Source organism: Mesorhizobium sp. WSM4847, from assembly GCF_055811335.1.
In genome coordinates, this window is sequence record NZ_JBVVPY010000001.1 from 550,790 (window position 1) to 573,549 (window position 22,760).

The window sequence follows — 22,760 nt, forward strand, 5'->3', positions numbered from 1 at the left end:
CTAGCCTCCTTCGCCTGGATGGCTTGGTATTGCTTGCCCCGGCAGCACGAACATGAGGTTTTTCGGGTCCTCCAACGTAGTGTCGTTGTTCTCGAGCAGCCGAAGCGCCGTGCGGTAGCCGTTGAACGTGCCGACGTCGACATAGGCGGTGCCTGCCTTGACGCCGCAAGCCTCACCGCCTGCCGCCAGATAGGCGTTGATCAGGGTGCCGACATATTCGTCGCTTTGATCCCGCTCGCGCCAAAGCGCGGCAAGCTGGTGAAGTATGCAGCCCGGCATCTTGAACGCCCCCCAGATCCAGTTCGATGCGGCGCCTTGTTGCTTGACCTGGATCTCCTTCACCCGGTCATCCCCGTCGAGAACGACGGCATCGAAGAGTTCCGGGTGATCCACTGGGAAGAGCAAAAACGACAGCCGGTCGTCCGGCAGGCGGCAAAAGCCATCTTCCGGAAACCAGATCGTGTCCGGCAGGCCGACCAGAACCGTCTCGTCCGCCGCGACCAGCGGCGCGGCGCGGAAGATCGCGTCGCAAAGACCGACGGGGTTGGGCTGCACGACAAACAATGCGGCGGCGTCGCCGTAGCCGGCGGCGTAGTATTCGAGAATGTCCGATTTTCCCGATCCGATGACGAAGCAGATCTTGTCGACGCCGTTGCGCACCATGCGACGCACCAGATACTCGCTCACCGCGCAAGGACGCTCGGTCTGGCCGTCGATCCGGCTGCCGACCGGCAGGAGCTCCTTCGAGAAGCCGAGCGGTTGAATGCGGCTGCCGCGGCCGGCGGCGGGCACGATGCCCAACATCAGATTGCTTCCTTCAACGGCTCGCCCGCCGCCAAGCCCTGCCCCAAGCCCGGCAATGAATCGGACAGGAGGCGGTCCAGTTCCCTGGCGCGCTGCGCAGAGGTGTGTTCGTCCAACACCCGCTCGCGCGCCCGGCGCCGGATGGCGTCGACTTCGCTGTCAGGCAAGCCGACTGCCGCGACCACGTCGTCGGTGCTGTCCGCCAGGATGATCTCGCTGCCGGGCTGGAAAAAGCTGCTCAGCCCGGGCCAGGTGTCGCTCACGATCGCCGCGCCGCAGGCTGCCGCCTCGAACAGCCTGCCCGAAGGACACCAGCCCCTCTTGGCCATCGCCTCGCGCGTCACGTTCAGCGTCAGGCGCGATGAGCAGAAGAAGGCCGGATGATCCGCAGGCGGAAGGTGCCTGACAAAGAAGATGTTTTCGCTCCACGGAAATTCATGCGGATATTGGGCGCCGCCGATGACGAAACGGCGGTCCGGCATGCGCGCTGCCGTGCGGACCAGCAGCTTTTCGACGCCGACCTGGCGATCGGCCGCATACGTTCCGAGATAGGACAAATCCCCGGCGAATTCAGCCCGGGGCTGGGCCGGCCGGTGTCGGTCGGGATCGACATGGCCGTAGAGAGGCAAGACTCGGCGGGCGCCCAGCAGCGTTTTCAGCGCATCGATTGCGGTTCCCCCCGTATAACTGAGGGCGAGGTCGAAATCGTGAAGGCCCTCGGGCCCGTAATAGGCCGGTCGTAGACCTTGTTCTATCCGGGCGAGCGTGACCGGGGTGTCGAGATCGTAGAAAACCTTCAGTCCGCGACAGGCCTGCTGCGCCAGGCGCGATGCCTCCACGGCGTCGGGGCAATAGGACGTGACGATGACGACGTCGGATTCCCCGATAGCCTGTTCCGCGACATGGCGAATGTCCTCCCACTCCGGATAGAGAACGACATTGCCGCCATCGAGATGGTCAAGATCGCGTGCGCCGGCATAGTACGGGGTATTGCGTTCGAAAAAGCTGACCGACCAGCCCAGGCGACCGAGCGCACGGATCAGCCCGCGCCACAGCGTCGCGTGTCCGTTTCCCCACGAGGAGGTGACGGTGAGACCGAAAATGACCATACGCATCCGGCAGTCCTCGTCAGGCGGCTTCGTTCAGTCGGATCAGCTTGGAGCCCCAGTCACCGGACACGACCGTGGTGATCGAAGCGGGGTCGATATCGAAGCGAAAACAGTCTCCCAGCGGCAAGCCGAGCACCTTGCAGACGGCGGCTTTGATCACGTCGGCATGGCTGACCAGTGCCACGGACTGGTTCTGGTAGCGTTTGCGAAGCTGCTGCATCAGCGAGACGACACGTTGCTGGACGTCCAGCATTGTCTCGCCGCCGGGCGTCCTCGCCTGCTGGCGTTGACTGTTCCACGTCAGCCAGTCGGCGTCCTGGCTCAACTCTTCGAAGGTCTTGCCCGACCACGCGCCGAAGTCGATCTCATCGAGTTCCTGGCGGATTGTAATCTTCTCGCGATTGCAGGCGATTGCGATCGGTTTTGCGGTTTCCAGTGTTCGTTCGCGCGGGCTGCAACAGATGGCCGCCAGCGGCCGCGCCGCCATGTGGCTGGCCAGGCGCGAGGCTTGTGCCCTGCCGGTTTCGCCAAGACAAACTCCAGCCATGCGTCCGGCAAGATAGTCGCCGACATTGTCGTGCGCCGCATGGCGGATCAAGAAGAAAGTTGTCGTCATTCCGCGGCATCAAGCATCGGCTCGTCCCTCCCGGCGATGAAAGACAGCGTGCGCAGGCGTGCCTCGGCATCGGTGAACTGCTCGGGCGGCGACTTCATGAAATAGCTGCAAGGGCCGGTCAGCGCCCCCGCGATGCCGCGGTCAAGCGCCAGTTTGGCGCAACGGACAGCGTCGATAACGACCCCGGCCGAGTTGGGCGAATCCCATACTTCCAATTTGAGTTCTGCATTCAGCGGCATGCCGCCGAACGTCGTGCCTTCCACGCGGATGTAGGCCCATTTTCGATCGGTGAGCCAAGGCACATGGTCGCTGGGGCCGACATGGATGTTGCCGGCCTCCAGGGGAACGTCGAACTGGCTGGCTACGGATTGCGTCTTGGAGATTTTCTTCGATTCCAGCCGCTCGCGCTCCAGCATGTTGAGGAAATCGGTGTTGCCGCCGAAATTCAGCTGATAGGTGCGGTCGATGCGGACGCCGCGCTCGCGGAACAGATTGGCGAGCAAGCGGTGGACGATCGTCGCGCCGACCTGGCTTTTGATATCGTCGCCGACCAGCGGCAGACCGCGCTGTTCAAAGCGCCGGCGCCATTCCGGCCGCGATGCGATAAAGACCGGTATGCAGTTGACGAAGGCGCAGCCGGCCTCGAGCGCGCACTCTGCATAAAAACGCGTGGCTTCTTCGGAGCCGACCGGCAGATATGAGACCAGTACGTCGGCGCCGCTTTCCCGAAGCAGCGCGCTGACATTCGCGACCGGCTCTTCTGCCTCCTCGATCTCATCGCGCAGATATTTGCCGATGCCGTCAAATGTCGGTCCGCGCTCGACGCGAACGCCGGTTGCCGCAACATCGGCAAAGCGGAAGGTATTGTTGGGCGCATTGTATATGGCTTCCGCCACATCACGCCCAACTTTGCCCTTGGCGACGTCGAAAGCACAAACCACCTCGATATCGGCGACATGATAGCCGCCAAGATCAGCATGCATCAGGCCCGGTATCGGCTCATTGCCTCTGGCGTCCCGATAATATGAGAGGCCCTGGACAAGGGAAGACGCGCAATTGCCGACGCCGGCTATTCCAATCCGTACCTTTTTTGATCCCACGAAACTGCCGCCATCGCTGTTGAAGGTAAGTTCCTCGCGCCGAACTGTCAGCTGCCAGGAATGTTCCTTGCGACCTGGAAAAATCACCAACCTCTATTCGGATCAAAGCTGCGCCCTGTATTTTGCGTTGCCTGGGCCGATCGAAGCCTGAGCGACGCGAGCCTCAATCGAGCGTTCGCAGCATATCCGCTTCTTTTTCCAGGATGGAGGCCACTTCCTCGCGCTCAAGATGCGTCATCATCAGGCTCACACAGCATTCGAGGTAGGTGATCGAGGCACGTCTCAGAAAGGCAGCCGCTTCTCGTTCTGCCATTTGCTCGATGTCCCTGGCGGATCGTTTTCGATGCACGGGTCCGTTCTCCCTGCCGATATTCGCCCAACGGCGAGCTAGACCGGATGTTCCCACAATGAGAAAAAGTGAAGACGCCTGTCGGGAGTCTCACCATGCCCGAGGGCATAGCTCTCCCCGACTTCAGGCCGGCAGGTTTTGCAGTCGGCCTGAAACGGACCTCACGCTTGTCGCCATTGGGGAGATTCGATCCTCGTTACGGCTGGCCTCGAGCTCCATGAAATAGCTGATCGTCTGCATCAGGCCTTGCTTGAGTGGCACCTTTGGCGACCAGTCGAGAAGGGCTTTTGCACGGGAAATGTCCGGTTGCCTCCGGCGAGGATCGTCTTGCGGCAGTGGCAGGAATTTGAAGGCCGAGTTGCTGTGGGTCATATCCCTCACCAATCCGGCCAGTTGAAGAACGGTGAATTCCCCGGGATTGCCCAAATTGACCGGTTGGCTCGGATTGGGATCGACATCCATGAGGCGGACCAGACCCTCGACCAGATCGGAGACGTAGCAGAACGACCTGGTCTGCAGCCCGTCGCCGAAAATCGTCAGCGGTCTCTTCTCGAGCGCCTGCATCACCAGGTTCGAGACGATCCGGCCGTCGGCAGGATCCATCCGCGGACCATAGGTGTTGAAGATGCGCGCGACCCGGATGTCGGCCGTTTCGGTTCTCAAATAGTCGAAGCACAAGGTTTCGGCGGTTCGCTTGCCCTCGTCATAGCAGGCACGAGGACCGGTGCAGTTCACGTGACCCACATAGTCTTCCGTTTGCGGGTGCTGTTCCGGATCGCCATACACTTCGCTTGTCGATGCCTGCAGGAGGCGCGCATTGTTTCGGGCGGCAAGCTCAAGTAGATTGAGGGTTCCGATCACGCAGGTCCGCGTGGTGTGAATCGGGTCAGCCTGGTAGCGCGGCGGCGATGCGGCGCACGCCAGGTTGAAAATGCGGTCGACCGGCTCAGCAAGGTCCAATGGTCGGCAAATATCCTGCTCGATCAGCCGGAAACGAGGACTGTCCAGCATCGAGACGATGTTTTCCATCCGACCGGTAAGAAAATTGTCGACACAGATCACACGGCACCCGGCCTGAAGCAGTGTCTCGCAAAGATGCGAACCGAGGAAACCCGCGCCGCCGGCGACAAGCGCCGTTCTGGTCCGTTGTGTCCTTCTTGATTGCCGCATCTCTATTTTCTCCTGTCTGCCAGTCATGCTGCACTTTCGATGTTCAGATTGAGCGCTGGACGTGCCGATCTTGGCCGCGCCAGCAGCGAAACGAATTCGCGGGCTCTCGCGGCGCTTGTATGTGCCGCCAGGATCGTTGCACGCGCTCGCTTGGCCAAAGCAAGCCTGACGCGGTCGGATTGGCTGGACAGGATATCGATCACGTCTTCGGCTTGGCCCGCCGTGTTGATCGTGGCTGTCGGAAAGAAGCTGTCCAGACCGGTCCAGCGATCGCTGATGATCGCTGTGCCACAGGCAGCCGCCTCGAAGAGGCGTACGCTGGGAGACCACCCAGCCGCTATCATGGAGCTGCGCGTGACGTTCAACGTATAGCGCTGGCGGCTGTAGAACGAGGCGTGGTCCGCCGGCGGCAGGTGCTCGATGCGATCGACGTTGCTTGGCCAGACGGTCTCGGACGGGAATTGCGAGCCGGCCACGACGAAGCGACGGTCCGGCATGCGTCTTGCCGGTTCGAGCAGGAGAGCATCCAGCGTCGCCTGCCGGTCCGAGCTGTAAGTGCCGAGATAGCCAAGGTCCCAGCAGATCGGATCGGCCGTTCGGCGATGCCGCTCCGGGTCGACGGAGCAGTAGAGCGGCTCGGCGCACCGTGCACCGAAGTCCGCCGCCAATCGGGCGAGTGTTGGCCCGCCGGTGAACGAGAAATAGACGTCGAAATACGGGATCTGCCGCCGGCATAGGTAGTCGCAATCATCCGCGGCGAACTTGGCCAGCGTGACCGGCGTGTCGATGTCGTAGAAGCAGAACTGGCCCGTGCACAGGGACGCGACGATGTCGATGACGGCTCGCCCCTCCGGAACGAACGACCCGACCACTACGACATCGGCCTGTCGCAGACAGCCGGCATAGGTCCGACGAAGATCGTTCGTCGTTTCGTAGTAGCGCAACATGCAGAAATCCGGGTCGCGCAGATCGCGATGGTTCGCATACCACGGCACGTCGCGCTCCAGGAAGGTGACGCGATGGCCGAGCTCGTGCAGGCCCTTCAGCAACCCCCTAAAGGTCGTGGCATGGCCGTTTCCCCATGAAGAGGACAACGACAGGCCAAGAAAGACGATGTCGAGCCGCTGGGTCATTCCGCTGCCTCCACGGTGGGGCGCTCGAAATGACGCCTGAAGACAGCGTCGGCGACAGCGGCCCTTAACGCATAGGTATGCTCGGCGAGAACACGCCGAAGCGCAGATGCGCCGATCGCCCTTGCCCGCTGGGGGGTGAGGGTGCGCAAGATCTCAGTGACATCATTACCATCGCGCGCCACCAGGATCTCTTCCCCGGGGGCCAGGAACAATTCGACGCCGAGCCAGGCATCGGTGATGAGGCATGCGCCGGCACCGGCAGCCTCGAAGACGCGCGTGGCAGGCGAAAAGCCGTTGGCGGCCATGCTGTCGCGGCTGATGTTCAGCACCGCCTTGGGGGTGACGTTGAACGCATTGTGGTCCCGCGTCCCGACGTGGCCGAGCCATGCGACATTTGCCGGCAGCTGCTTGTCACCCCAACCAGATCCGCCGAGCAGGAAACGCTGATCGCCCGAACGGTTGGCCGGATCGAGGAAGAAGGCTTCGACGCGTGCTTCACGGTCCGGCAGGCGGTTGCCGAGAAAGGCGAGGTCGCAGGCGAAACGCTTGTCCTTCGCGACCGGATGGTGCGTTTCGGGATCGAGGGCGTTGTAGATCGGCACGCATTCGGCAGCCCCCAGCGCACGATAGGCCCAGACGACCGGATCGCCGCCGCCATAGGTGAGGACAAGGTCGATCTCCCGCAACGCGCGGTGCAGGGGGTGATCCGGCTCCTCGCGCAATTGGCCCAGAGTGGCCGGTGCGTCGACATCCCAGAACACTGTCAGCGCCTCCGTCCGGGCGTGGTCGAGTACGGCGCGCAGCAGCGCCTCGTCTTCGAAGCCGACTCCGCTGGCCTTGACGACGATATCAGCTTCGCCTGCGCTTGCTGCCACCTGCATCAGCGCATGCGGGGTCGCCTCGTAGATGACGACGTTGCACCAGTCCGGTGCCTCGATATCGCGGTTCTTCTGCCGGTCGTAGACGTCCGGTTCATAGAACGTGATCTCGTAGCCAAGTTGAGAAAGAGCCTTCAGCAATCCACGGTAATAAGTCGCCGCGCCGTTCCAATAGGACGACAGCAGGCTCGATCCATAAAATGCAATCTTCATGCGACTGTCTCCTCTTTGGCGATGCGATCGATGGCTTGGCGGTTGCCGCATTCGGCGAGCACGTCGAACAGCTCGTCCGCCCGGTGCCGGCAAGTGTGTCGCCTCCCGATGGTTTCGAGGCCGGATCTCACCAGAGAGGCGGCCAGGTCAGCATCCTCCAGCACGTCGCGAAGATGGCGGCACATCTCGGAACCGTCGCGCGCGAAAAGAAAGTCGATACCTGGCCTGAAGAGTTGTTCGACATCGGCCCAAGGCGCCGACACGAGCGGGATGCCACAGGCGAGCGCCTCGAACATGCGGATCGTCGGGATGCCGGGCAGGTTCTCCCGATACGGGCGCCGCGGGATGTGGACGGTAACGCGGTGGGCCGCGAATGCCTTGGGCACGTCGGCATTGGCAATCCAGCCTTCGTATTCCAGGCCGGCGGCAGCAAGATCGGCGAGCGCTTCGCGTGGATAGCGCACGCCATGAACAGTGCCACGCAGGCGAAGTTCTTCCACCGGATCGATCAGGAATTCCTTGATTTCGGCACTGCGCTCGTCATCGCCCCAGTTGCCGATCCAGATCAGATCGGCAGTCGGGTCGATCTCCGGGTGAGGCTTGAACAGGCGCTCATCCGCCGCCTCGTGCCAGGTGAAGGCACGTTTGCCCCAGCCGGCGCGAAGATAGCTTTGCCGCAACGCCTCGCCGAAGGCGAGCACGCCGTCATAATGCTCCAGCCGCAGGGCCGAGATCGCCTGCGTCGCCGACACGGCGCGATGGTGGGTGTCATGGAACAGAAGCGTGAAACCGCCTCCATTCGCCTTGGCCCCGCCGATGCGCGCGACAACCTCCGGGTCGGTCCATTCGTGGACGATCACCACATCGGCGTCGGCAATCCAGCCTTCATGGTCGAAGGACGCGTCGTAGGTCACCGATATCAGCTCCGGAAAATCTTTTCTGAAGCGCTCGACCGCGTAGGGCCCTTTCTCTGCCAGCAGGTTCGAACGGCTCCAGCCGTCTGCTGGCTCCAGCGCGATCGCCTGGTGCCCGCGTGCAACAAGCTCCCGCATGATGCCGCGCAGGAAATGTGCGTTGCCGTGGTTCCAGTCGGAAACGACCGAATGGGTATAGAACAGGAACCGCATTGTCAGCGTTCCGCAACGGCCAGGGCGGCCCGATCGTAGATGTCGTGCATGGCCGCCGCCTGCCTTGCTGGTGAAAACTTGCGCGCTCGGCGTGCGGCGGCTTCGCCGAGCCGGCGCCTGTGTTGGGCATCGTCAGAGAGACAATCGACGCACCTGGCGAGATCGCCTGGATCGTGGACGTCGTAGAACAAAGCCGCGCCATTCCACAATTCGCGATAGTTCGGGATGTCGGCAAGCACCAAAGGTGTCGCCGACGTCGCTGCCTCCAGTGCGGCAAGGCCAAATGGTTCATAAATGGAGGGCGATACGAAGATGCCGGCCCGCGCCATCAAGCGACGCACCTCGTCGTGGCAGACCGAGCCCAGAGCAACGACATTGCTGAAATTGACGCGTTGGCCATCGCCGCCCTCGATCGGCCCGGCAGCAAAGACCGGCCATTTCGTCAGCGCTGCTGCCTGGTCCAGCGTAGCTGCGTTCTTTCCTTCGTCCCACCAGCGCGCGGCGGCGAGAACCACCGGTTCGCGTCGCTCTGCCTCTGGACCCGGCCGTGTGCCGTTGCTGACAACGCTCAGGCGGGCGATCGGCCCGTAGCAGGCCTCGAGCATTTCGGCATGGCTGCGGCTGGGTGCGACTACCGCATTGGCCCAATCGAAGCCGCGTCTGTTGCGGTCCTTCTGCCAAGCCCATTCGCCGTCCGCAGCCCGCCCCCTGACGGCGTGGAGCCAGGTCACGACGCATGAGTGCGAGACCGCCACGACCGGGCAGGGCAGATCAAGTCCCACGGCCTGCGTCGGCGCGTTGAGATGGACGAGGTCGATCGCGTAATCGCCAACGAGCGCGCGCAGTTCCTGCGGCAACATTTCCAGATCGTCCTCATTGCGGGTCATCCAGTCCGGCGGTGTCTTGAGCCACGTCAGGCCGGCGAAAGCCTGTGCCTCCTTCGCCTGCTCCTCCGACGGTTCCGGGCCCAGCCCGGCGAGCACGATGCTGTCGCCGCCATGAGCCAACTCCCGCGCCAGATCAAGCGCGTAACGCCAGACGCCGCCGACGGCATCAACGGTCATCAGGATTCGCCGCGGGCGGCGGATCAGTGACTGCAACATGTCGCCTCCAACTCGGCCAGCGCGCGGGGGCGCTTCTCCTGGATATCGCTGAACGTCCGGAACGAGGCCAGATAATGCTCGTGGGCGCGCTCCCAGGCGAGATCGTCGGGCTCGCCCCAAAGCTCGCGATAGCTGGGCGAACTGGGATAGGGATAGAGCGGCACCGGCTCGTTGGCCCACACGCCGCGGTCGATGAGGTGCTTGCGCCAGTGGTCGACCAGAGCCGGATCGTCCTCGACGACGCCGATCAGATTGGCTTGGACGAACGGAACGTGACGTCGTGCATCGACCAGCAAAGCGGCCAGTTCCTCGGTGCCCAGCCGGCAACGCTTTGCCAGCATGGCCCGGCCTTCCACCGTCAGGCTTTCAAGGCCGGCTTCGATCGAAACGCAGCCGGCCGCACCAAGCAATTCCAGGAGCTCCGGCTTCCAAAGATCGATGCGGGTCTGCACGCCGAACTTGACGTCGCGATCGACCAGTGCCTCCAGCAGCGCCTTCTGCGGCAGGAATATCTCGTCGATAAAATAGATGTAGCCGACGCCTTGCCATATCAGCCGATCGATTTCAGCGATGATCGCATCGTGGCTCCTGCGGCGGTAGGCGTCGCGGAAATCCATCTTGGCGCAGAAGCTGCAATTGTAGGGGCAGCCGCGAGATGCCTCGACCTCCGCGCCGAAACCCAGCTGATTGTCATCGAATCGGTGGTGATGGTGCGAATGCGCGGCTATCCAATCGGACGGCCAGCTGAGCGGCGGATGATCGACAAACGAACTGGTGTGGACGCCGCCATTGCCGACAAGTTTTCCCTCGTCGAGGTGGGCGGTGTGTGGCACGGCGCTCCAATCGTGACGGCGGGCGAGTTCTGCGACGACCTCTTCGCATTCGCCGCGCACGACGACATCGACGCCCAGCTTGCGCAGCGTCGGCGCCGGCGTCGCCGAGCCGTGCGGCCCGACAGCCACTGTGCGGCCGCCCCGCCGGGCGAGGCGGTTGAGGAAGTCCGCTGGTACACGCAGCTCGGGCGGCGCGCAGCGCCAAAACAAGTAGGTCGGCGCCGTGCTGACGACGGTCATGGCCGGTGCGAAAGCGGCGACGCGATCGGCAAGTGCCGCGTTGTCGAGCTTCTGGATTTGCCCGTCCAGCATCAGCACCTGATGGCTGTCGGCCTCCAGCGAGGCTTTCGAGTAGCCCAATTCCAGCGGCAGATGTGGCTGGCGGCAGCCGAAATAGATGCTGTCCTCGTAGGTCCAGAACGGATTGACCAGGGCGACTTTCATGCCACGTACCTCGCTGGTTCAGGCTCGAGGCGATGGCGCCGGAGCCAGTCGGCGAGATCGCGGACGCCGTCGCGCCAGGAGACATGCGCTTTCCAGTCGAGCGTCGCTTCTAACTTGCGGGTATCGGCGACAAAGAAAGGTTGGTCGCCGGTGCGTTCCCGGTCGTAGCGGATCGCGAGGTTCCGCCCGGTCAGCTCGCCGATCTCCTCGATCAGCATGCGCAGGCTGACGGCGTTGCCCGGTCCGCCACCGAGATTGAATGCCTGGCCCTTGATGTCGTCGATCCCGGCAAGTACCCCGCGATAGGCCGCAACGGCGTCGCTGACATGAAGGATATCGCGCACCTGCTTGCCGTTGCCGTAGATCGTGATCGGCCGGCCGGAAAGCGCGCTGAGCAGAAAATGGGCGACCCAGCCCTGGTCCTCCGTGCCGAACTGGCGCGGCCCGTAGATGCAGCTCATGCGCAGGACCGCGGTCGGCAGATTGTACGACTTGGCATAATCGAGCACATATTGGTCGGCCGCGCCTTTGGAGCAGCCATAGGGGGTGCAGAAATCCAGGCCGCAGGCCTCGTCTATGCCGTTGGCGCGGATGCCGGCATCGCAGGGCACGCACCGATCGTCCTCTTCGCGCACTGTGACGTCGGGCAGGCCGCCATAGACCTTGTTGGTGCTGGCGAAGATCACGGGAATGCGTCTGCCGCTGCGGCGAGCCGCTTCCAAAACGTTGAAGGTCCCGCGCAGATTGATGTCGAAATCTTCGCTTGGCTGGGCCAGGCTCGTGGTGACGGCGGTTTGCGCGGCGAGATGGAATATCGCCCTGGCATGCGCCAAAAGCGGCGCCAGCACGTCTTCGTCCCGGACATCAGCGGTTTCCACGGCAAGTTGATTGCCGTGCTTCTGCGTCAGCCAGGCCAGGTTCTGGTCGACGCCCGGGCGGCTGAGATTGTCGATGACCAGCACCGGCACCCCATCCGACAACAGGCTGTCGGCGAGGTTCGAGCCGATGAAGCCGCTGCCGCCGACGATGGCAACCGGCGCTTCACGAAAACCGTCCGGCTTCATGATACCAGTCCCCGCTCTTCGAGTTCCCGTTTCATGTCGGCGCCGCGGTCGATGGCGGCCGTGTTGCGCACCCATGCGACGAACTCGTCGAGTGAATCCTCCAGCCGGTGCTGCGGCTCGAAACCGAGCAGTTCGCGCGCCCGCGAGATGTCGGCGAAGCAATTGCGGATATCGCCGGCGCGCGCCTTGCCGAGGATATCAGGCCGATGGTCCGGCACACCCATGGCGTCGGCGAGCAGCCGGGCGACCTCGCTGATCGCATAGGCGCGTCCGCTGCCGATGTTGATGACGTGGCCGCGCGCCTGGCGTTGTTCCAGCGCCAGGCGGAAAGCGCGGGCGACGTCGCGCACATGCACGAAATCGCGTTTCTGCTCGCCATCTTCGAAAATCATCGGCCGCTGGCCGTTGGCGAGGCGGGAAGCGAAATTCGCCAGAACGCCGGTGTACGGATTTGACAGCGCCTGTCCGGCGCCGAACACGTTGAACAGGCGCAGCGCGACCGCGTCGACGCCATAGGCATCGCCGAAGATCAGCACGGCGCGCTCCTGGGCATATTTCGTCAGCGCATAGATCGAGGCGAGGTCGACCGGCTTTTCCTCGTCTGTCGGCAGCGGCGATAGGCTTTCATCCGTCGCCGACAGCGGATTCCATTGGCCGCTCTTGATGTCGCTGGCCTGCCGCCGTGCATTGTCGACGCGCCGGCCGCCTGGCGTGGCATAGAGACCCTCGCCGTAGACGCTCATCGACGAAGCGACGACGATCCTCTCGACCGGATGCTTGATCAGTGCCTCGAGCAGGGTGGCGGTGCCGAGGTCGTTGGCGCCGACATAGCGGGCGATCTCGTACATGGACTGGCCGACGCCGACCTCGGCGGCGAGATGGACGGTGGCGTCGACGCCCTGCAGCGCCTCGGCGACGGCGGCGCGATCGCGAACGTCGCCTTTGATCAGTTCGGCTCCTGCCGGCAGGCTGATCGCCTCGCTGCCGTGCACCTGTTCCAGCAGCGCATCGAGAATGCAGACAGAGTAACCATGTTCAATGAGTTCCTGGACGACGTGGCGGCCGATGAAACCGCACCCTCCTGTAACCAGTATGCGTTTCACGACAACTCCTTACGCAGTTGGCCTTGGCGCCCCGAACTGTTTGGCAAAAGGTTTGTTCCCTCTGCTTCAACAAAGATGGTTTTGGCGAGGCTGCAACCTGAGGTGAACGCACAGCGAACGAGCCTTGGGCGATGCGCTGGAACATTGCAGCTTCTTTGGTGTTAGGGGCGGTCATCCGGTCCGTGGGCGGCCCGTGGGCGCAAGCCAGGAGGCCACACGCCTGCAAGATCTGGATCAAAGGAGGTTCCAATGTCTGAATCGAAGACAACCACCAATCATGACGAGATCCGCCAATGGGCCGAAGATCGTGGTGGCCGACCGGCGGTTGTACGAACCAGGGGCGAGGGCGGCATCTTGCGGATCGATTTTGGCGAGCCCGAGGAGAAGCTCGAACCCATCGAATGGGATGAGTTCTTCCGGATTTTCGACGAGAACGATCTGACTTTCCTCTACCAGGACGAAACCGGCTCCGGAAAAAACAGCCGGTTCAACAAATTCATCGACCGCAAGAACGGCTGAGGAAGCTGCTACTCAGCGCTGTCGGGTAGCTCTTAGGCCCGCCTCGCGTTCTGATAGAGGACTTAACTATAGATGGCTGTTTTCGCCTACTTTTCAGACTGTTAGAAAACCAATCTCAGTGCAGCAGGCTGGTTCCGCCCGATCCGGCAATGTTTCGCATGATGCCGTTCAGCCAGTCTTCGGTCGATACACCGGGCCGCCGCCTGTCGATCTCGCCGATGGCGCGCTCCAGTGTTCGCTCGACCAGCCGATCGGAAGCACCGACGTCGCCCAGAAGCAGCCGCGCCGCGAGCCTGAGCTTCGGCAGAAGTGAAAACACGTTGTCCGACAAGTTCACGGCAGGGCGACCGGCAAGGGCGGATTTTTCCGGAGGGAACAAGGCGTCGAAGACGGCGTTGCTATCCGACGATTTTCGAAGATTGCTGGCGTGGCGGAGACGTTCGGGAATGACGATGTCCTCGTCACCGCTGAAAAAGACGAAGGGAACGCCGCGGCGCATCAGTTCGTCGGCGATCGGAAACACCCGCCGGCCGTTGAGATTGACGTCGAGGATCGCGGCCTCAGCCATCTCGGTATGCATTGAGGCGTGTTCGACAGTCGCCGCAGGGCCAAGGACGACCGCGCCCATACTGCCGAAATATCTTGCAAGATCGCCGGCCAATACCCAATCGTCTTCGACAATCAGGATGCGCACTCCTCGGAGATCGCGCACCTCATCGCCCTTTCTTCGAGCGGGATTTGCAAGTGTCCGCACGGGCCTGTTCGGAATGTTCCTGCAAGGCTGCCTGCAATCGCTTCGCCAAAACAAGCATGCGCGGCGGAATGGATTCGTTTCCCGGCAAACTCAGCAAATCCTCGAAGCGCAACGACGCTCGTCTTGTCAGCTTCAGCTCAGGTGTGCGCTTTGACATTGGAGTTCCACAATAATCCCGACTTTAACGCCGTCTGCACGGACTTGTTCCGGCCCTCGCGCACGTTATATGCTGGGCGTTGCGTTCAGCCCGGTCGTGGGGTTTTGGGTCGATTTGGCGGCCTTGTCGTCTAGGCTGTTCAACCGAGGGCTTGCGGTGACATCTCAGGTGAAGAGATTTCCAATTGTGGGCGTCGGCGCGTCGGCCGGCGGCATTCCTGCAATGGAGGGCCTGTTCAAAGGCATCACCGGCCAGCCCGGCATGGCGTTCGTCATCGTCACCCATCTCAGCCCCGAGCGCGAAAGCCTGCTTCATGAGGTCGTCGGACGTTACACGCAACTCCCGGTTGTTGTCGTCGAGGACGGCACCACTGTCCTGTCCGACCACGTCTATGTGATGCCGCAAAACGTCGTTCTCACGATCGAGCGGGGAGTGCTGCACCTGCGGCCATCCAACGTGCTCAGCCGCGAGCGCAAGCCGATCGATATCTTTTTTAGCGCGTTGGCGGAGGATCAGGGCGAATATGCGGTTGGCGTCATTTTGTCGGGCGGCGATTCCGATGGCACGCTTGGCGCCAAGGCGATCAAGGAGCGTGGCGGACTGACGGTCGCCCAGGCTCCCGACGGCTACGGTCCGCGCAACCCGGACATGCCGAAAAGTGCGATCTCCAGCGGGCTGATCGACATTGCGGCGCCGGCGGAGGAGATCGGCGCGAAGCTCGAGGGGTTCGCCCGCAGCTTCGACATGCTGAACGGGGTTGCCGGAGGCGGCGAGCACGAGACGGCAGAACTGGGTCGGCTCCGCGACGAGATCTACGGCATTCTGCAGGGCCAATCCGGCCACGATTTCTCAGGCTATAAGACCAAGACATTCCTGCGGCGCATCAAGCGGCGCATGCAAATCGGACAGCTTGATTCCATTGAAGAGTATGTTGAATGGCTGCAGAAGGACCCTCGCGAGGTGGCGAACCTTTTTCGTGACCTTTTGATCAACGTCACCGATTTTTTCCGTGATCCCGACGCGTTCAAGCTGCTCGAGGAGAAGGTCGTACCGCAGCTGTTCGAGGGCAAGACCGCCAGCGACGCCGTCAGGATCTGGGTACCTGGCTGCGCCACCGGCGAGGAGGTGTTCTCGATCGGCATGCTGTTGCGCGAACACATGGAGACGCTTTCGGTTGTGCCACGCGTCCAGATATTTGCGACCGACATCGATGAGCCCGCGCTTGCGGTGGCGCGCGCGGCGCGTTACCCGGCGGCATTGCTGCAGGGCGTCTCGCCCGAGCGCAGGCAGCGTTTTTTCAGCAGCGACGGCGAGAGCTACGTGCTTGCCAACGAGGTCCGGGAGCTGTGCGTCTTTTCCCCTCACAGCATCGTCCGCGACCCGCCTTTTTCACGCATGGACATGGTTTCATGCCGCAACCTGCTGATCTATTTCGGCTCGGACATCCAGAGCCGGGTCATCCCGATCTTCCACTACGCGTTGAAGCCGGGCGGTTATCTTTTCCTCGGCACGTCCGAAAGCGTCGGCCAGCACGACGACCTCTTCGCCACCGTCGACAAGAAGCAGCGCATTTTTCAGGCGCGCGAGCATGCCTCGCCACACATTAGGCTGCCGATGCTGATCGGCGATGGCCGTTCAGGCGCCTTCCTGCCTGAAGGAACGGGGCCGAACAAGCGAACCGCCAGCTATCCGCTTCGACAGGCGGTCGAGGCACAAGTGCTGGAGCGTTTCGCGCCGCCGCATGTTGTGGTGAATGGCGACGGTGACGTCGTCTACTATTCGGCGCGGACCGGCCGATATCTCGAAGCGCCGCAAGGCATTCCGAGCCGGCAGGTGCTGACTTTGGCCCGCTCCGGGCTAAGGCTCGACCTGCGCGCGGCATTGCGGGAAGCCGCCACGACGCGCCGCACCGTCGTGCGGGAAAATGTCGTCGTCGACGAGGACGACGAACAGGCCCTGTCGATCAAACTCACTGTCGAGCCCCTGGCGGAACGCGGCAAGGGCGAACGGCTTTATCTCGTCCTGTTCGAACCGACGGGGCCGGTGCAGGCGCGGTCCGATGTTGGGCCCGAAAACCGTAGCAGCGAAGGCGCTGCTGATCTCGAGCGGGAGCTGCGCGAAACCCGCGAGCGACTGCAGTCGACGATCGAGGAGTACGAAACGGCGCTGGAAGAGCTGAAATCGTCGAACGAGGAACTCGTCTCCGTCAACGAGGAGGCGCAGTCGACCAATGAGGAGCTTGAGGCCTCGAAGGAGGAGATGCAGTCGCTCAACGAGGAGCTCAACACGATAAATTCGGAGCTGACCAGCAAGATAGAAGAGCTCGACCGCGCCAACAGCGATTTGCGCAATCTGTTCGAGAGCACACAGATCGCAACCATCTTCCTCGACCGCAATCTGGTGGTGCGGACCTTTACGCCGGCGGCCTCGTCTTTCTTCAGCCTGCGTCCCTCCGACGTCGGCCGGCCGCTGACCGAGCTTTCGAGCCAGCTCGACTATCCCGAGCTGAAACAGCACATCGATGCTGTCTTCGAAACCGGGGAGACCCTGAACCATCTGGCGCGCGACAATCGGGGCCGGTTTTACATGGTTCGCATCAATCCCTATCGCGATAAGGACAACCGGATCCAGGGCGTCGTGGTCACGCTGGTCGATGTCACCACATTGGCCGAGGCGGAAGAGCAAAACCGGGTGCTCATTTCGGAGCTGAACCACCGCGTCAAGAATATGCTGGCGGTGGTCGCCAGCATCGCCAACCGCACCCGTGAAAGTTCGGAATCGAAGGAAGAATTCGCCGAAGCGCTGATCGGTCGCCTGCACGCCATGTCGCGGGCTTACGGTCTGCTGTCGAAGGAGCGCTGGAAAGAAGCTTCGATCAACGAATTGCTGCATCAGGAGCTCGAACCTTTCAGCATTGACCGGTTCGAACTTGACGGCGCTGAAGTGAAGCTTAGCCCGCAGCAGGGCCTTTCCCTTAGCATGGCTATTCATGAACTGGCGACCAACGCCGCCAAATATGGCGCGCTGTCGAAGCCCGAGGGCAGGATCGTGCTGAAATGGTCTGGCGAGGGCGATATGTTCACGCTCGCCTGGCGCGAGAGACACGGGCCGCCGGTCAGAAAACCTGAAGTTAATGGCTTCGGACTTTCCCTGCTGCAGGGTGAGATCGGCTACCGGCTTGGCGGAAACGTCGAGACCACCTTCAACCGTGACGGTCTTGAGGTCCAGATCACATTCCCGATGCTGCGCAAGGAGACGCCGTGACCGACCCGCTGCGCGTTCTGGTGGTCGAGGATGAATGGCTCATCGCCGAGGACATCGCTGCTTGTCTGCGCGATTCGGGACATCAGGTGATCGGCCCGGCCCCTTCGGTGGCGGCGGCCCTTCGTCTTATCGGCGAAAATCCTGTCGACGTGGCGCTGCTGGATGTTCAACTGCATGGCGAAACGAGCCTGGCGATCGCAGAAGAACTAAAAACCCGCCATATTCCGTTCGCGTGCCTGACCGGCTTTGGGCCGCGCGATGTTCCATCCGCGTTCGCCAACGCTAGATTTGTTCGCAAGCCGGCAGATCAGGCGGCCATTCTCAGAGCCTTGGCGGAATTGGTCCCGACGTCCTAGCTCGTTTGCCCTTCAGTCCAGCGGCTTTTCGGTCGGTCGCGGCGTGGCGCCTTGCTGGCGCGGCCGGCCGGCATTGCGGTTGGCCACCGGATTGTCCAGCGGAGCGGTGGAGGGCTTCGAGGCTCCCGCGCTTTTCGGCGTCGGTGGCCTGGCTCCGGCATCCGTATCGTCAGCATCCCGCCTTGGACGTCGCAAGCCAGCGGCATTTGCCTGCCGGATTGCCGGTTTCGATGTGGTTTTCTTGTTGGCCATGGTGTCTCCTTCCTGCTGCGACGGAAACAACGGAGGCTTCGTTCACCGCTCGCAGCCCTGCGTGTCAACCGCCGGCACGGTGCGAAGTTCCACGACCTGCCGCTGGATGGGAACCATTTTCGATACTGGCTGTTCGGCTCGCAGGAAGGAGCCGGACATGGAGCGACGTAACGCAATACTTTCGCTGGTCATAGCAGCGATCATCATCGTCGGCTTTCTCATCGGCTTTTTGTATGCCGATATGGGCTGGCGCACCTCGCCACTCACAAGAGCCCCTGAGCAAAACCAGGGTGGGAACGCCCCGGCCGACACCTCGCCTGCCGCGGGCATCGAAAAGAACCCCCAAGAGAATACCGAGATGCCGGATCAGCAATAACCGCGATCTTTCCGGCAGGAACCGGGCAAGCTGGATGGTCTTGCCCAGAACCAATGGCTGTATCGCTGGTGATATCGGACTTACTGTGGCTGCTGGTACCCGGCTGCCAACGCAGCGGCCTCTTCCTCCGTCGTTGAACTCCCTCCTACTGGTGTAAGCGATTTCTGGCATTTCCGTATCGGAAGCACGGCGTGCTCAGTCTCCGGAGACGAGAGCCGGCCGATCCTGCTGCTTCTTGCCAACGCATCTTGATTGGCCCTTGCCGCGAGCCACTCCGCCCCCTCCCGCGGCAAGCCGATAAGGCAAATATCAGCGAAGTACGCCGGCACATCCACGGTCGTATCGAACACGGCCCATGTGTTGGTCGGTTCCTGAACGGGCAAAAACCTCATAACAGCTCCTACTAATATATAGCACGAACTTACGGACGGAGCACTGTTCCGGCATCAACCAAACGAAGGAGAATTTTTCGTTTTGCCACGCTGCGGCGCGCTGAGCCTCGCGACTTGATCCACAGCTTCTGCATCGCGGCTGCGACGTGCCCGAAATAGGTGGCAGATCTCGATGAGCGAACGCATCCAGGAGCCCGCCAAGCGGCGGCGCTTTTGCGTGCCGGCTATCCGCCTTCAGTGCCCCATCTCGCGGGAGCGCTGCTCGGAACCAGGAATCCACTTTTTAGCAACTCCAGGGCGTCGAGTGCCTCCTCATCCTGCAAATTTGTCAGAGCCACCCCGTCTGCGAAGACAACCCTATTGTCGTCTATGTCATAGACCTCCCAAAGCCCTTCCTTGATCCGTCGAATGGCGTGCCGGTGCTCCATAAGCAGACGCTAATTGAGTCGCGGAAATGGTGGCTAGTAAAAATCAGGGGCAGGCCGACATTAGCAGTGGAAAACCTCAGGCGCCCTGACGCGTGATGCGTGCGCAAGTCAAGGGTATGCCGGCCGCGCCTGGTCCGAGGGGGGCCAAATCGACCACGGGCAAATAGTTGAGAAACCTTTTGACGATCATTGCGGACACTCGGGCTCTGATGTAATTTAGGGATCGATCAAGTGAGGAATATACCGCTGTCGCGACGGCTTTTCTCTCTTTTCTGTCTCGGCAGATAGCATGCTCTCTAACGGACCTTGGCACTGCAAGCTGTGTTCTTGTGGTCGCCAGGTAACGACGGTTAAGGGATTTGCCATGCTCCGACGTTGCGGATTCGTTGCGGCCCTGATGCTCGCAAGCGTCGCGACTTTCGACGCTTCTGCAGTCGAACGAAGGGTCGCCTTTGTAATCGGCAACTCCGATTACCAGGAAATCTCGGCCCTCAAGAACCCGGCCAAGGATGTGGTGGACGTGTCCAACACGTTTCGAGCGGCTGGTTTTGATGTTTTCGTTGCAAGCAATCTTACAAAGCTGCAATTTGAAGATCAGTTCCGCAACTATCTTGCCGCCGTGGACGGCGCGGATGTGGCTGTCGTCTACTATTCCGGCCACGGCTTTCAGATCGGCGGCGAAAATTTCCTGATCCCTGTCGATGCCTCGTTGAAAGATGCGGCGGACGTCGAGGTCCAGGCAATCAAGCTGAACGACGTGCTGCAGCAGATGCGTTCGAAATCGAAGATCCAGGTGATCATCCTCGATGCCTGCCGCAACAATCCATTCCCTCGCAAGGACTATTGGCTCAGGGACCAGCTTCTTACCGCCAGCGGCACCGGCCTTGCGCAAGTAAGAAGCTCACTGAATACGCTGATTGCTTTCGCCACCGAACCCGGCGCGGTCGCCTATGACGGCGCCGGCGACCTCAGTCCTTTTTCATCGGCGTTTTCTCGTCGCGCGCTCGCCCCGAACCAGGAGATCCGCACGGTCATGTCGGCCGTCCGCCGGGATGTGGTTGAGGCTACCAAGGGCCTGCAGGTTCCCTGGGAGAACTCTTCGCTGATCGACGAAGTCGTTCTGATGCGTCGCATCAGCCGCCCATCGCTGCCGCCGGTATTGGAGAAGGTCGTGCTGTCCGGGGCAGGCCCCACCGATCTGGACCTTCCCGAACCGGTCCAGGTCGATGGCGGGACAATAACCGTCAGCATCGAAAGACCACCCGCCTTGGGACGCCTGATGCTGGACGGCAAGGTCATCGAGGCGGGAGACCTGATCCAGGGCAAGGATCTGCCGCGTTTGCAGTTGGATGTCCCCAAGGGAACTGGCGAGCCGGAAGAGATGGATATGCTGGCCTATGCCGCACGCGACAGTTGGGGCGGCGAAGCCAAGGGCATGCTGGTGTTCCGGGTCAAGAGCGGCGAAGGAGCCGAGGGCGAACAGGTGATGGCCTCGCTCGAAGCCGAGCAGAAGCAGCAGGTGCTGCAGCGCGGCATTCATGTCACCGGTGCGGCCGAGGCGATCGAGAACCGGGACGTCGACGTTCCGGTCGGCGTCGGCGCCGTTGCCCTGAACCTCGACGTCCCGACAGAAGATGCGGCGGTCAGCCTGAAAGTCACAAACTATCCGGCAACGGGGACGCTCTCCCTGCCGGATCGCACCCTGTCGCCCGAATCGAGCTTGACGGTCGGCGAAGTCGAGGGGCTGCGCTATGAACCCCAGATCGGAGCCAGCGCACCGGTCGAGATCGCCTTCGAAATTCGGGCGGACAGCGGCGCAGCCAAACCCGCCAAGATGAAACTGTCGCCGAGCGTCGATCCGTGCGACCTGGCTGCCGGCGAGCCTCTCGACCTTCAGGGCGTCGTCCCCGGCCTGCTGCCAAATGAAATCGGCGCCGACGCGGTGAAGCTGTGCGAAGCTGCGGTGAAGGCGTATCCCGATGTCGCCCGCTTCCGTTATGAACTGGGACGCGCGCTGCTTGCATCCGGCAAGGTCGACCAGGCCAGGAAAGCCATCCAACAGGCCGCCGACAGGGGGCACGTGCGCGCGGTGTTCGAACTCGGCTACCTCCATGCGACGGGAACGGGCCAGGCTGTCGACCGCAAGCAGGCCAACACCTTCTACGCGGCTGCGGCCGACAAGGGCGATCCCTACGGGATGACGTCATGGGGCCGTGCCCTGTTCCATGGCTACGGCGTCGAGCGCGACACCGGCAAGGGGCTGGACCTGCTGCTCAAGGCGGCATCGATGGGGCACACCTATGCCATGAACGATCTCGGCGCGATCTTCACCGAAGGCCGCAACGGCGTGCCCGCCGATCAGGCCCGTGCCGTTGCCTTCCTCAAGGCCGGCGTCGAGCGCCAGGACATGTATTCGATGAACTTGCTCGGTCGCAATTACCTCAGCGGCCAGGGCGTCGAGAAGGATCCGAAGGCTGCGCTGGCGCTTTTTCAGAAGGCCATCGACCTCGGCCAGCCCTATGCGCCGGGCAGTCTTGCGCGCATGTACCGTGATGGCGTTGGCGTGGAGCAGGACCTTGATGAAGCCCAACGTCTGTTTGAACTGGCAACCTCGCGCGGTGACCAGTCCGGCGCCTATGATCGCGCGGCCCTCGAGATGCAAAAGGGCGACAAGGCCGATCAGGCCGTCGCCGTGCGTTTCCTGGCATTCACAGTTGCGCTCGATCTTCGCAATGAGCTGCCTGACGCCCGGGCGACGTTGGCGCAATTCGGGACCAAGCCGAAAACGGCGGCGTTGAAGCAACTGCGTGGGGAACTCAAGTCGAAGATTCCGTTGAGCGGTTCTGTCGACAAGCAACTGGTCAAAGTGGCGAGGGCGGTCTGGGAACAAGCCAATCCGCGTCGCGATTTGTTCTGATCAACAAGGAGGCAATGGTGGGCAGAAATCGGAAGCAGGCAACAATCGGGATAACTCTGTCCATCGCCTTGGCGGGGATCATGGGCTGCACATCCTGGCCACCCCTTCAACCGACGCCGCTGATGGCGACGCCCGCGCCGGCGCCGAAGGTCGTTCGCAGAGCCCCGGCGCCGCGGAAGGTCGTCAACCCGGCTCCCAAACCGGTGGCCGCCAGGAAAGTGGTCAAACCGGTCGCGGACGAGCCTGCTGCCCCACCTCCCGTAATCATTCCTTCTTCGGGAGGAGGCGGGGGTGGCGGG

At 62.2% G+C, this 22,760-nt stretch carries 22 protein-coding genes; 5 read left to right on the plus strand and 17 right to left on the minus strand.

Annotated elements, in window-relative coordinates; genetic code table 11:
• The 13 genes from AC0L28_RS02590 to AC0L28_RS02650 all read right to left on the minus strand — a co-directional run bounded on the left by AC0L28_RS02590 (position 1) and on the right by AC0L28_RS02650 (position 13,046).
• Positions 1-804 carry a sugar phosphate nucleotidyltransferase gene (locus AC0L28_RS02590; RefSeq protein WP_023801255.1) on the minus strand — a complete coding sequence of 268 codons (804 nt, stop codon included), beginning with the start codon at positions 802-804 and terminating at the stop codon, positions 1-3.
• The gene (locus AC0L28_RS02595) at positions 804-1,919 is read right to left on the minus strand and encodes a CgeB family protein (protein WP_473475346.1); all 1,116 of its coding nucleotides are present in this window, start codon (positions 1,917-1,919) and stop codon (positions 804-806) included. Before AC0L28_RS02595 ends, AC0L28_RS02590 begins: the two co-directional genes overlap by 1 nt.
• A 13-nt stretch (positions 1,920-1,932) precedes the next feature.
• On the minus strand, positions 1,933-2,529 hold the full coding sequence (locus AC0L28_RS02600; RefSeq protein ID WP_023801257.1) for a histidine phosphatase family protein: 597 nt from the start codon (positions 2,527-2,529) through the stop codon (positions 1,933-1,935).
• Positions 2,526-3,629, minus strand: a complete 1,104-nt coding sequence (locus tag AC0L28_RS02605) for an inositol-3-phosphate synthase (protein WP_473475348.1) — start codon at positions 3,627-3,629, stop codon at positions 2,526-2,528. The genes AC0L28_RS02600 and AC0L28_RS02605 overlap by 4 nt, the downstream gene beginning before the upstream one ends.
• Before the next feature lie 163 nt (positions 3,630-3,792).
• Complete coding sequence (locus tag AC0L28_RS02610; RefSeq protein WP_202363653.1) at positions 3,793-3,942, minus strand: hypothetical protein; 150 nt, start codon at positions 3,940-3,942, stop codon at positions 3,793-3,795.
• 159 nt (positions 3,943-4,101) lie between these two features.
• Complete coding sequence (locus tag AC0L28_RS02615; RefSeq protein ID WP_023801260.1) at positions 4,102-5,148, minus strand: UDP-glucuronic acid decarboxylase family protein; 1,047 nt, start codon at positions 5,146-5,148, stop codon at positions 4,102-4,104.
• Between the two features lie 23 nt (positions 5,149-5,171).
• Entirely contained in the window at positions 5,172-6,281 is a 1,110-nt protein-coding gene (locus tag AC0L28_RS02620) for a CgeB family protein (RefSeq protein ID WP_473475350.1), read from the minus strand.
• The gene (locus AC0L28_RS02625; RefSeq protein ID WP_473475352.1) at positions 6,278-7,372 is read right to left on the minus strand and encodes a CgeB family protein; all 1,095 of its coding nucleotides are present in this window, start codon (positions 7,370-7,372) and stop codon (positions 6,278-6,280) included. Before AC0L28_RS02625 ends, AC0L28_RS02620 begins: the two co-directional genes overlap by 4 nt.
• Positions 7,369-8,499, minus strand: coding sequence for a CgeB family protein (locus tag AC0L28_RS02630; RefSeq protein WP_473475354.1), 1,131 nt, complete (start codon positions 8,497-8,499; stop codon positions 7,369-7,371). Before AC0L28_RS02630 ends, AC0L28_RS02625 begins: the two co-directional genes overlap by 4 nt.
• A 2-nt stretch (positions 8,500-8,501) precedes the next feature.
• Positions 8,502-9,563 carry a glycosyltransferase family 4 protein gene (locus tag AC0L28_RS02635; RefSeq protein WP_473475356.1) on the minus strand — a complete coding sequence of 354 codons (1,062 nt, stop codon included), beginning with the start codon at positions 9,561-9,563 and terminating at the stop codon, positions 8,502-8,504.
• Positions 9,564-9,586: 23 nt separating this feature from the next.
• A complete protein-coding gene (locus AC0L28_RS02640; RefSeq protein ID WP_473475357.1) occupies positions 9,587-10,879 on the minus strand; it encodes a TIGR04295 family B12-binding domain-containing radical SAM protein in 1,293 nt (430 codons plus the stop codon).
• A complete protein-coding gene (locus AC0L28_RS02645; protein ID WP_473475359.1) occupies positions 10,876-11,943 on the minus strand; it encodes an NAD-dependent epimerase/dehydratase family protein in 1,068 nt (355 codons plus the stop codon). The genes AC0L28_RS02640 and AC0L28_RS02645 overlap by 4 nt, the downstream gene beginning before the upstream one ends.
• Positions 11,940-13,046: an NAD-dependent epimerase/dehydratase family protein gene (locus tag AC0L28_RS02650; protein WP_473475361.1), complete on the minus strand. Its 1,107-nt coding sequence runs from the start codon at positions 13,044-13,046 to the stop codon at positions 11,940-11,942. The genes AC0L28_RS02645 and AC0L28_RS02650 overlap by 4 nt, the downstream gene beginning before the upstream one ends.
• A gap of 249 nt (positions 13,047-13,295) precedes the next feature.
• On the opposite strand from AC0L28_RS02650, the gene AC0L28_RS02655 reads away from it, so the two are divergent.
• The gene (locus AC0L28_RS02655) at positions 13,296-13,565 is read left to right on the plus strand and encodes a hypothetical protein (protein ID WP_027153502.1); all 270 of its coding nucleotides are present in this window, start codon (positions 13,296-13,298) and stop codon (positions 13,563-13,565) included.
• Positions 13,566-13,680: 115 nt separating this feature from the next.
• Here the strand turns inward: AC0L28_RS02655 and AC0L28_RS02660 are convergent, their stop codons facing one another.
• Together AC0L28_RS02660 and AC0L28_RS02665 are read right to left on the minus strand one after the other, a co-directional pair.
• Positions 13,681-14,277 (minus strand): response regulator, encoded by a 597-nt coding sequence (locus tag AC0L28_RS02660; protein ID WP_473475363.1) that lies wholly within the window; start codon positions 14,275-14,277, stop codon positions 13,681-13,683.
• A gap of 1 nt (position 14,278) precedes the next feature.
• A complete protein-coding gene (locus tag AC0L28_RS02665; RefSeq protein ID WP_023801270.1) occupies positions 14,279-14,476 on the minus strand; it encodes a hypothetical protein in 198 nt (65 codons plus the stop codon).
• Between the two features lie 168 nt (positions 14,477-14,644).
• On the opposite strand from AC0L28_RS02665, the gene AC0L28_RS02670 reads away from it, so the two are divergent.
• Both AC0L28_RS02670 and AC0L28_RS02675 read left to right on the plus strand, forming a co-directional pair.
• Positions 14,645-17,740 (plus strand): CheR family methyltransferase, encoded by a 3,096-nt coding sequence (locus AC0L28_RS02670; protein ID WP_473475365.1) that lies wholly within the window; start codon positions 14,645-14,647, stop codon positions 17,738-17,740.
• Positions 17,737-18,096 carry a response regulator gene (locus AC0L28_RS02675; RefSeq protein ID WP_023801272.1) on the plus strand — a complete coding sequence of 120 codons (360 nt, stop codon included), beginning with the start codon at positions 17,737-17,739 and terminating at the stop codon, positions 18,094-18,096. Before AC0L28_RS02670 ends, AC0L28_RS02675 begins: the two co-directional genes overlap by 4 nt.
• 12 nt (positions 18,097-18,108) lie before the next feature.
• Here AC0L28_RS02675 and AC0L28_RS02680 read toward each other — a convergent pair whose 3' ends face one another.
• Entirely contained in the window at positions 18,109-18,348 is a 240-nt protein-coding gene (locus AC0L28_RS02680; protein ID WP_023801273.1) for a hypothetical protein, read from the minus strand.
• A 157-nt stretch (positions 18,349-18,505) separates the two neighbouring features.
• Between AC0L28_RS02680 and AC0L28_RS02685 the strand changes: the two genes are divergently transcribed.
• Entirely contained in the window at positions 18,506-18,724 is a 219-nt protein-coding gene (locus tag AC0L28_RS02685) for a hypothetical protein (RefSeq protein WP_128172239.1), read from the plus strand.
• A gap of 1,217 nt (positions 18,725-19,941) precedes the next feature.
• Positions 19,942-22,461 (plus strand): caspase family protein, encoded by a 2,520-nt coding sequence (locus tag AC0L28_RS02690; RefSeq protein WP_473475367.1) that lies wholly within the window; start codon positions 19,942-19,944, stop codon positions 22,459-22,461.
• A gap of 106 nt (positions 22,462-22,567) precedes the next feature.
• Here the strand turns inward: AC0L28_RS02690 and AC0L28_RS02695 are convergent.
• On the minus strand, positions 22,568-22,760 hold a 193-nt coding region (locus AC0L28_RS02695; RefSeq protein ID WP_473475369.1), incomplete at its 5' end, for a hypothetical protein.